This window comes from Stenotrophomonas maltophilia group sp. Smal32 (genome assembly GCF_030237085.1).
GTDB classification, from domain to species: Bacteria; Pseudomonadota; Gammaproteobacteria; order Xanthomonadales; family Xanthomonadaceae; genus Stenotrophomonas; species Stenotrophomonas maltophilia_Q.
Map to the genome: position 1 here is coordinate 1 of NZ_JASJSI010000143.1, position 9,408 is coordinate 9,408.

Genomic DNA, 9,408 nt, shown 5'->3' on the forward strand with positions numbered 1-9,408 from the left:
AGCCGCATGGATGCGGCTGCCAAGCTTACAGGGACGTACTTGCAGCGTCCCCGCACTCCGACACCGCCCCGCCAACCCACGGAATGCCGCTTCTGCTGTTGCTGTTGCTGTTGCTTGAATGCCGCGGCAGATGCAGGGCTGCAAGCCCTGCTCGACCAACCTCACACCGTGATGGTCTGGGTCAGGGATTCCCAGGTCGGTGGCACCGGCCAGGCAGCGGCCTGGTTGCCATCCAGAACTCTTCGCAGGTCGCGCGGATCAATCTGCGGTGCCAGCACATGCACCAGTTCCAGCGCGTAATCACGCAGCACCCGGTCGCGCGGCAGCACCGCCCAGGCGATGCACTCGCTGATAGGGTCCGGCGCCGGCCACGATCTCAGGTCTTCGTCGTTGGAACTGACCGCCATCTCGGCCAGCAGCCCCACGCCCAGCCCGGTGCGCACGTAGGTCTTGATCAGGTCGGCGTCGAGCGCGGTCAGCGCCAGGTCCGGCACCAGCCCGTTGGCGGCGAAGGCGCGCTGCAACGACGAGTTCGGGCGGGTCGAGGATTCATAGCTGATCAGCGGCTGGCGGGCCAGCGCGGCCAGGTCCGGTGCACGACCGGCGCGATCCAGTGGATGGCCCTTGGGCACCACCACCAGCCGTCGCCAGCGGAACAGCGGCACCGCGATGCCATCGGTGGGTTCGCCACCGGCGGTACTGATGATCGCGATATCGGCATCGCCCTGGTTCAGGCGGTCCAGTGCGTCGGCCTCACCGGCCTGCTGCAGGTGCACGCTCACCTGCGGGTAGGCCTGCTTGATGGCTGCCACCGCCGGCGGCAGCACGAAGCGCGCCTGGGTGTGGGTGGTGGTCAGGATCAGCTGGCCCTGGCTCTCGCGGCGCTGGTTGGCAGCGTAGGTGCGGATGTTGTTGGCCTCGGACAGCACCGCGCGGGCGCGGGCGATCACCTCGGTGCCGGCCGGGGTGACCGATTCCAGGCTGCGGCCCTTGCGCACGAACAACAGGAAGCCGAGCTCGTCCTCCAGCTGCTTGAGCTGCTTGGACAGGCCGGGCTGGGTGGCGTGCACGCGCGAGGCGGCCAGCGTGATGTTCAGCTCGGCGTCGGCGATGGCAACCAGGTAGCGCAGCTGGGTCAGCGTCATGGGAGGCGGGCGGCGTGGGGCGGAGGTCCACTCTAGGGTCAATTGCCGTCACCAGCTTATAACCAAAGGTTGTTTAAGAAAGGTATCTGGTCATTTCCGGGCGTCATATGCCGGCGCTACGGTCAGCCGGCAGCCGCTGGCCTAACAGCCAGCCCTCCCCCCTTCGCCCGCCGAAGCCCGGCGCGGCCCCGTTTCCGGAGCGCTTCCATGGCCCTGTACGACTCCATCCTCGATACCGTCGGCAACACCCCCATCGTCAAGCTGCAGCGCCTGGCGCCGCCGCAGGTCAGCCTCTACGCCAAGGTCGAGTCGTTCAACCCGGGCGGCTCGGTGAAAGACCGCCTGGCGCTGGCGATCATCCTCGACGCCGAAGCGCGCGGCCTGCTCAAGCCGGGCGACACGATCGTGGAGGCCACCTCCGGCAACACCGGCGTGGCACTGGCGATGGTCGCCGCCGCACGCGGCTACAAATTCGTGGCGACCATGGTCGAGACCTTCTCGGTGGAGCGCCGCAAGCTGATGCGCGCGTATGGCGCGAAGGTGATCCTGACCCCGGCCGCCGAACGCGGCAGCGGCATGGTGCGCAAGGCGCGCGAACTGGCCGAGCAGCACGGCTGGTTCCTGGCCAGCCAGTTCGCCAACCCGGCCAATCCGGCGTATCACCGCAACACCACCGCCGCCGAAATCCTGCGCGATTTCGCCGGCAAGCGGCTGGACTACTTCGTCAGCGGCTGGGGCACCGGCGGCACGCTCACCGGCGTAGGTGAAGTACTGAAGGTCGCGCGCCCGCAGACCCGCATCATCGCCACCGAGCCGGCCGGCGCCGCACTGCTGAAGGGCGATGACTGGAAGCCGCACAAGATCCAGGGCTGGACCCCGGACTTCGTGCCGGACGTGCTCAACCGCGATGTGGTGGATGAACTGGTCTCGGTGGACGACGACCGCGCCATCGCCACCGCGCGCCGGCTGGCGGCGGAGGAAGGCATCTTCGTCGGCATCTCCGCCGGCGCCACCGTGGCCAGTGCCCTGGACGTGGCCGCACGTGCCGAACCGGGTTCAGTGATTCTGGCCATGCTGCCGGACACCGGTGAACGCTACTTCTCCACGCCGCTGTTTGCCGATGTGAACGAAGGCTCCGACGACGAGTGGCTGGCCGGCCTGCCGTGATGCGATTCGCCGGGCATGGGCCGGGGCTACCGACATGCGACTGCGGGTAGCGCCGGGCCATGCCCGGCGTGCGCCCCGCTTCAGCCTGCGTGAAGGCGTCGCCCGCCATCGTGCGTGAAGGCCGTCGGATCGCAGCGCGTGAGACGGTCATGACGCAGTATCGATGCCCTGTCCCCTACCGTGGGAACAGCCGGCGCAGATGCTGCGCGGATCACCTCACAGGCAGGAGACGGACGCATGAAGATCGAAGTTTGGCAGGGCGACATCACGACCCTGGCGGTGGATGCGATCGTCAACGCGGCCAACGAAACACTGCTCGGTGGCGGCGGTGTCGACGGCGCGATCCATCGCGCAGCGGGCCCCGCATTGCTGGCCGAATGCGAGCAGCTGCCGGAGCTGCGCCCGGGCGTGCGTTGCCCGACGGGCGAGGTGCGTGCCACGGCCGCATATGCGTTGCCCGCGCGACACGTACTGCACACGGTCGGCCCGGTCTGGCACGACGGCCAGCGCGACGAACCGGCATTGCTGGCCAACTGCTACTGGAAATCGCTGCAGCTGGCCGAGTCGCTGGGCGTACAGTCGATCGCGTTCCCGGCCATCAGTTGCGGCGTGTATGGCTATCCGCTGTACCAGGCTGCACAGATCGCGGTGACGGAAACGCTGGCATGGCAGCGCAGCCACGCGCAACCGATGCGCATCGTGCTGGTCGCGTTCAACACGGCCACCGCCAAGGCCTACCAGCAGGCGCTGGCCGCCGCCGGCCAGACCACGGAAAGCGAGCCACGCGGCGCGATGCTGCCGCCGCTCGGCGATGCAGGCCTTGCCGCCGCGCATTGAAACGCGACGCAGCGTGGAAAAGAAAAGGCCGGGCATTGCCCGGCCTTTTCCGTTGCACCGTTGATGTCATCCACGCATGGCGTGGATCACGCTCAACGGCTGGCAGCTTCCACCGCAGCAGCGTCATCGGCCACGGCGGCTGCAGCGTCGGCAGCAGCGCGGGCCGCGGAGGCGGCGGCACCGTCAGCGCTGGCACCATCCACCTGCACGCGCACTTCCACCATGCCTGCGCCATTGTTCAGGCTGGACACGTCGACGGTGTAATGGCCGGCCGGCAGGGTCTCCTCCAGGCGCGAGTTGGTACCGTTGCCACCGTCGTCGTCGGTCAGCTCGACATCGCCACCGACCACGCGCAGCACGGTATCGACCTGGCTGGAGATCGCATCCAAGCGCACGTCGGCGGTACGATCCAGCGTCAGCAGGAAGCGGCGACGGCCTTCGTTGTCCAGCATGGTGTACACGCTGCCCGACTTCGGCAGGGCAGTGCCATCGCGCTCGACCAGATTGCCCGGCAGTTCAATGCGGGTGGCAGACAGGGTGAACATGCCATTGACACCGCTGCCGAGGCCGCGCGCGGTCAAGGTGTACTTGCCCGGCTTCAGCGACAGGGTCAGCCGCGAGTTGGTGCTGTCGTTGCCATCGTCGTTTTCGGCTTCAACGCCCTGGCCCGACAGCTTCAGTACCGGATCGAAGACGTCCGACACCAGGCGGATTTCGTACAGGCCGGCCTTGTCCACCTGCAGGGTGTAGTCCTGCGAGTCACTGGCCAGCATGTCCACGATTTCGCCACTGCCCGCCAACGGCTTGCCGTCGTAGGGTTTCAGCTTCTCGGCGCGCAGGCGATACGGACCAAAGGCGGTCGGGCCATCGGCATTGACCGCCACCTGGTAGGTGCCGCCGCCATTGGCACGGAACGCCAGCGAGACGTCGCCTTCGCGTTCGTAACCGGTGTTGCTGGTGGAAACAAGGCTGCCGTTGTTGAACACGGCGATCGAGCCGCTGAGGGCACCGGTGAGCTTCAGGCCGACCAGATCCTTGTCTTCCAGCTTGATCTGGTAGAGCTGGTGATGGCTGCCGTCGTTGAAGTTGATGCCGCTGCGCGAGGTGATCTCGCCGGACACCGGCTTGTCGAAATCGAGCGACGCGGCCTTGCCTGCGTCACCACTGCTGCCGATGCGGTTGCAACCGCTGGCGACCAGGACCGCGGCAACGGTCAGTGTGAGTACTGCCAAACGCATGTTGTTTCTCCTTGGCCTTCCATGTAGTTCCCGCGTGCCGGCCGGGCGCGCGGGGCCGGAAACGATACCCGCAAAAGCAAACGCCGGCGTGATGCCGGCGTTGCCCTGTTCATCCAGCGATGGGACGGATCAACCGTTCCACTTACCCAGCGCGGCCAGACCGTTGTCCTTGGCGCGCTCGTACACGGTCTTCTGGGCAGCGGCGTAGTTGCCCTTCATGTCCTTGGCCCACAGCTTCAGCGCGGCCTGCTGCATGGCGCGGCCGTAGGAGAAGCTCAGCGGCCACGGCAGGTTGCCCAGCTGGTTCATCGCGTTCAGGTGCTCGGTCGACTGTTCGTCGCTCTGGCCACCGGACAGGAACACCACGCCCGGCAGGATCGCCGGCACGGTGCTCTTCAGGCACATCACCGTCGACTCAGCCACTTCCTCGACGTCGGCCTGCTCATCGCAGTTCTTGCCGGAGATGACCATCGACGCCTTCAGGATGGTGCCTTCCAGCAGCACGTTCTGCTGGTACAGCGCGTCGAACAGCGAACGCAGGGTGGCTTCGGTGACTTCGTAGCAGGTCTCGATGTCGTGGTCGCCGTCCATGATCACTTCCGGCTCGACCATCGGCACCAGGCCGCATTCCTGGCACAGTGCGGCGTAACGGGCGAGCGCGTGAGCGTTGGACTCGATGCAGGTGCCCGACGGAATGCTCTCGCCGATGTTGATGACCGCACGCCACTTGGCGAAGCGCGCGCCCAGCTTGTAGTACTCCTGCAGGCGCTCGCGCAGGCCGTCCAGGCCTTCGGTGACCAGCTCGCCCGGGCAGCCGGCCAGCGGGTGCGCACCCTTGTCCACCTTGATGCCCGGAATCATGCCGTGGTCGGCCATGTACTTGGCGAACGGCACGCCGTCCTTGGTCGACTGGCGGATGGTTTCGTCGTACAGGATGGCGCCGGAAATGTGCTCGTTGAGCTTCGGCGTGGTCAGCAGCAGCTCGCGGTAGGCACGACGGTTCTCCTCGGTGTTCTCGATACCGACGCCGGCGAAACGCTTGGCGATGGTAGCGGTGGATTCGTCGATCGCGATGATGCCCTTGCCCGGGGCGACCATGGCCTGGGCGGTTTCGGCCAGCTGTTCGATGCTCATGTATTTCCTGTGGCGGGTGCGGGAAAAACGTAAGTATAGCCCCGCTGCCCGTTGCCCCGGTGTCGAGGGCAGGATGGAAACGATTCCAAGTCTGCACAGGACAAAGAATGTCCTGCCGTTGGGGGTCAGAGCCCCTGCGGGGATCTGACCCCGGGCCGGATCCGCATGGCGGCTCCCGCCCGATGCGGCCCTTTCTTACAGGTCGCCCAGGCCGATGGCGCGGCCGTCGTCGCCCACTTCCAGCAGGCGCAGGGTGTTGGTCGCGCCCAGGGTTTCCATATGCTCACCGCTGGTGAACACGACGCGGTCGCCGGCCTGCAGCAGTTCGGCTTCGACCAGCAGGCGGATGCTGCCCCGCGCCGCTTCGCGCGGGGTCAGGCCACGGCTGTCGAAGTTGATCGGGTAGACATCGCGCATCAGCGCCATCTGACGGCGTGCGCCGTCATGGCGGGTGACCGCGAACACCGGCGCCTTGGCACGGAAACGCGACAGGTAACGCGCAGTGCCACCGGATTCGGTCATCGCCACGATCGCGCGCACGCCCACGTGCTGGGACAGGAACATGGTGGCCATGGCAATGGCCTGGTCGGCGCGTTCCAGGTTGCGCGGCGAAGCGTTGAAGTCGGTCTCGGTCTGGAACTGGCGCTCGGCCCCCAGGCAGATGCGCGCCATCGCTTCGACGGCCTTGACCGGCCAGGCACCGGCAGCGGTCTCGGCCGACAGCATCACCGCATCGGTGCCGTCGATGACCGAGTTGGCCACGTCCAGCACTTCGGCACGGGTCGGGATCGGGCTTTCCACCATCGACTGCAGCATCTGCGTGGCGGTGATCACCACCTTGTTCTGCGCCAGCGAGGCCTTGATGATCTTCTTCTGCAGGCCCGGCAGTTCGGCATCGCCGATTTCCACGCCAAGGTCGCCACGGGCCACCATCACCACGTCGCTGGCCTCGACGATTTCTTCCAGGTTCTCGATGGCCTCGGTGCGCTCGATCTTCGACACCAGCGCAGCATCACAGCCATGCGAGCGGGCGATGTCACGCGCATCGTTCATGTCCTGCGCGTTGCGGCAGAACGACACGGCGATGAAGTCGACGCCGATCTTGGCGACGATGCCGATCAGCTCCTTGTCACGCTCGGTCAGCGCGCCCAGCGACAGGCCGCCGCCCTGCTTGTTCAGGCCCTTGCGGTCGGACAGCACGCCGTCGTTGAGCACGGTGTTGATGATGCGTTCGCCCTGCACCTCCACCACCTGCAGCTGCATCAGGCCGTCGTCGAGCAGCAGCACATCACCCGGGCCGACGTCCTGCGGCAGGCCGAGGTAGCTGACACCGACCTGGGTGGCATCACCCGGGCCGGCGTTGGTGCTGGCGATCAGGTCGAAGCGGTTGCCCGCCTTCAGTTGCACCTTGCCTTCGGCGAAGCGCTCGATGCGGATCTTCGGGCCCGGCAGGTCGGCCAGGATGCCCACTTCCACGCCCACGCGGGCGGCGGCGGCACGCACTTCGGCGGCCCGCTTGGCCTGGCCGGAGGGGTCACCATGGCTGAAGTTGAGGCGCACCACGTTGACGCCGGCGCGGAACAGATCCTCCAGCACGCCCGGCGGATCGGTGGCCGGGCCGAGGGTGGCAAGGATCTTGGTGCGACGCTGACGCTCGAACATGGTGAATGGGCCTCTCCCGATAAAGAACGGAAATTAGCACATCCTTCACGTCGCATGTATACGGTTACAGCCTTGTGCTGCCTGACTTCGCGGGTCATGGAACGGACATGGTCCGGACATACGCTGGCGCAGGGCATTCTGTAGAGCCGAGCCCATGCTCGGCTGGGTACACGCCGAAGCAGCCGAGCATCGGCTCGGCTCTACAGGAGCCTAGGCCAACAGCGTGGTCAGCTGTGCCGGCTCACGGGCCAGCTGGCCCGCACCGGCTTCGGTGAGTTCCGCTTCGCCACCAAAGCCCCACAGCACGCCCACGCTTCGCAGACCGTGGTGGCGCGCGCCCTCGATGTCCATGCGGCGGTCGCCGATCATCCAGCACTGCGCGGGCTGCACCTGCAGCCGACGCAGCGCTTCGCCGACCAGCTCCGGCTTGTGGCTGCGCGAGCCATCCAGGGTCGAACCGACGATCTCCTCGAACAATCCACCAAATGGCAGATGGGCGAGGATGCGCCGCGCGTGTGGCTCGTTCTTGGCAGTGACCACCGCCAGGCGGTGGCCACGACCATGCAGCGCGCGCAGCGTGTCTTCAATCTGCGGGTACACCGTGTGCTCGCGCCAGCCTTCGGCGTCGAAGCGCTCGCGGTAATAGCCCACCGCCTGCTCCACCCGCGCCGGTTCACCGAACAGCGGCGCGAAAGTGGTGCGCAGCGACGGACCGATCCAGCCCAGCAGCGTTTCCTGCGCCGGCACCGGATGGTCCATCTTCTGCAGCGCGTAGGCGATGCAGGCGGTGATGCCCACCTGCGAATCGATCAGCGTGCCGTCCAGATCGAAGAACAGGACATCCTTGCCGTGGTCGGCACTCATGCGCCGCGCGCGTCGAGTGCCGCCACTGCCGGCAGGGTCTTGCCTTCCAGGAACTCCAGGAACGCGCCGCCACCGGTGGAGATGTAGCTGACGTCCTTGGCGATATCGAACTTGTCGACCGCCGCCAGAGTGTCGCCGCCGCCCGCGATGGAGAAGGCCGGCGAGCTGGCGATGGCGCGGGCCAGTGCTTCGGTACCCTTGCTGAAGGCCTCGAACTCGAACACACCGACCGGGCCGTTCCAGACCACGGTGCCGGCCTTTTCGATCAGCCGCGCGTACTGCGCGGCGGTCTGCGGACCGATGTCCAGGATCAGGTCGTCCTCTGCAACGGCGTCGACCGCCTTCACTTCCGCGACGGCGTCGGGCAGGAACTGCTTGGCGGTGACCACGTCCACCGGCAGCGGAATGTCGGCGCCACGTGCCTTGGCATCGGCGACGATCTTCTTCGCGGTATCCAGCAGGTCCGGTTCGTACAGCGACTTGCCGACGTTGTAGCCGGCGGCGGCGATGAAGGTGTTTGCGATGCCGCCACCGACGATCAGCTGATCGACCTTGCCGACCAGGTTGGCCAGCAGTTCCAGCTTGGTGCTGACCTTGCTGCCGGCGACGATGGCCAGCAGCGGCTTGGCCGGTGCATCCAGCGCCTGTGCCAGTGCATCCAGCTCGGCCATCAGCAGCGGGCCACCGGCAGCCACCGGGGCGAAGCGGATGACGCCGTGGGTGGAGGCCTGGGCGCGGTGCGCGGTGCCGAAGGCATCCATCACGAACACATCGCACAGCGCGGCGTACTTCTTCGACAGGGCGTCATCGTCCTTGCCCTCGCCGACGTTCATGCGGCAGTTCTCCAGCAGCACCAGCTGGCCCGGCTGCACGTCGACGCCGTCGATCCAATCGCGCACCAGCGGAACCTCACGGCCGAGCAGCTCGGACAGGCGCCCCGCCACCGGTGCCAGCGAGTCGGCTTCGGTCCACACGCCTTCCTTCGGGCGACCCAGGTGCGAGGTGACCATCACCGCCGCGCCCTGCTCCAGCGCGCGCTTGAGCGTCGGCAGCGAAGCGGTGATGCGCTGTTCGGAAGTGATGCGGCCATTCTCGATCGGCACGTTCAGATCTTGGCGGATCAGCACGCGCTTGCCGGAGAGGTCGAGGTCGGTCATGCGGACGATGGACATGGGCAACTCTTTGGCTCAGGGACGGGATGCCGGGATGCGGCAGATGGCCATTGTATCGGGTGCGGGTGGTGGGAGGGCCGATGCCTGCGGCAGGCAGACGCGCAGGGCAAACGCAACCGCAAAACCAACTTCAAAATCCAAACCCCTGGCGCTTCAAGAAGCCGGGGGTGGGCCGGGGCGGTGTGGGCT

Annotated in this window: 8 protein-coding genes; 2 read left to right on the plus strand and 6 right to left on the minus strand. The window is 66.8% G+C overall.

Annotated features, from left to right (window positions below; all coding sequences use genetic code 11):
- Nucleotides 1-161: 161 nt before the first annotated feature.
- Nucleotides 162-1,145, minus strand: a complete 984-nt coding sequence (locus tag QRO91_RS20615; protein ID WP_049427427.1) for a LysR family transcriptional regulator — start codon at nt 1,143-1,145, stop codon at nt 162-164.
- A gap of 207 nt (nt 1,146-1,352) precedes the next feature.
- Here QRO91_RS20615 and cysK point away from each other — a divergent pair, with 207 nt between their 5' ends.
- Nucleotides 1,353-2,312, plus strand: coding sequence for a cysteine synthase A (cysK, locus tag QRO91_RS20620; protein WP_049427425.1), 960 nt, complete (start codon nt 1,353-1,355; stop codon nt 2,310-2,312).
- Between the two features lie 237 nt (nt 2,313-2,549).
- Nucleotides 2,550-3,149 (plus strand): O-acetyl-ADP-ribose deacetylase, encoded by a 600-nt coding sequence (locus tag QRO91_RS20625; RefSeq protein ID WP_049427424.1) that lies wholly within the window; start codon nt 2,550-2,552, stop codon nt 3,147-3,149.
- A gap of 92 nt (nt 3,150-3,241) precedes the next feature.
- On the opposite strand, the gene QRO91_RS20630 is transcribed toward QRO91_RS20625, so the two are convergent.
- The 5 genes from QRO91_RS20630 to QRO91_RS20650 form a co-directional block, all read right to left on the minus strand.
- Nucleotides 3,242-4,387: a hypothetical protein gene (locus tag QRO91_RS20630; protein WP_049427421.1), complete on the minus strand. Its 1,146-nt coding sequence runs from the start codon at nt 4,385-4,387 to the stop codon at nt 3,242-3,244.
- A 129-nt stretch (nt 4,388-4,516) separates the two neighbouring features.
- Nucleotides 4,517-5,521: a class I fructose-bisphosphate aldolase gene (locus QRO91_RS20635; RefSeq protein WP_049427418.1), complete on the minus strand. Its 1,005-nt coding sequence runs from the start codon at nt 5,519-5,521 to the stop codon at nt 4,517-4,519.
- A gap of 195 nt (nt 5,522-5,716) precedes the next feature.
- The gene (pyk, locus tag QRO91_RS20640; RefSeq protein ID WP_049427416.1) at nt 5,717-7,183 is read right to left on the minus strand and encodes a pyruvate kinase; all 1,467 of its coding nucleotides are present in this window, start codon (nt 7,181-7,183) and stop codon (nt 5,717-5,719) included.
- A gap of 210 nt (nt 7,184-7,393) precedes the next feature.
- Entirely contained in the window at nt 7,394-8,047 is a 654-nt protein-coding gene (locus QRO91_RS20645; protein ID WP_049427413.1) for an HAD hydrolase-like protein, read from the minus strand.
- Complete coding sequence (locus tag QRO91_RS20650) at nt 8,044-9,219, minus strand: phosphoglycerate kinase (RefSeq protein ID WP_049427409.1); 1,176 nt, start codon at nt 9,217-9,219, stop codon at nt 8,044-8,046. The genes QRO91_RS20645 and QRO91_RS20650 overlap by 4 nt, the downstream gene beginning before the upstream one ends.
- Nucleotides 9,220-9,408: the final 189 nt, after the last annotated feature.

Excerpts from the sequence above, each read along its gene's own strand:
- QRO91_RS20635 (WP_049427418.1), bottom strand. The coding sequence starts at position 5,521 with ATGAGCATCGAACAGCTGGCCGAAACCGCCCAGGCCATGGTCGCCCCG.
- QRO91_RS20645 (WP_049427413.1), bottom strand. The coding sequence starts at position 8,047 with ATGAGTGCCGACCACGGCAAGGATGTCCTGTTCTTCGATCTGGACGGC.
- QRO91_RS20615 (WP_049427427.1), bottom strand. The coding sequence starts at position 1,145 with ATGACGCTGACCCAGCTGCGCTACCTGGTTGCCATCGCCGACGCCGAG.
- QRO91_RS20625 (WP_049427424.1), top strand. The coding sequence starts at position 2,550 with ATGAAGATCGAAGTTTGGCAGGGCGACATCACGACCCTGGCGGTGGAT.
- pyk (WP_049427416.1), bottom strand. The coding sequence starts at position 7,183 with ATGTTCGAGCGTCAGCGTCGCACCAAGATCCTTGCCACCCTCGGCCCG.
- cysK (WP_049427425.1), top strand. The coding sequence starts at position 1,353 with ATGGCCCTGTACGACTCCATCCTCGATACCGTCGGCAACACCCCCATC.
- QRO91_RS20650 (WP_049427409.1), bottom strand. The coding sequence starts at position 9,219 with ATGTCCATCGTCCGCATGACCGACCTCGACCTCTCCGGCAAGCGCGTG.
- QRO91_RS20630 (WP_049427421.1), bottom strand. The coding sequence starts at position 4,387 with ATGCGTTTGGCAGTACTCACACTGACCGTTGCCGCGGTCCTGGTCGCC.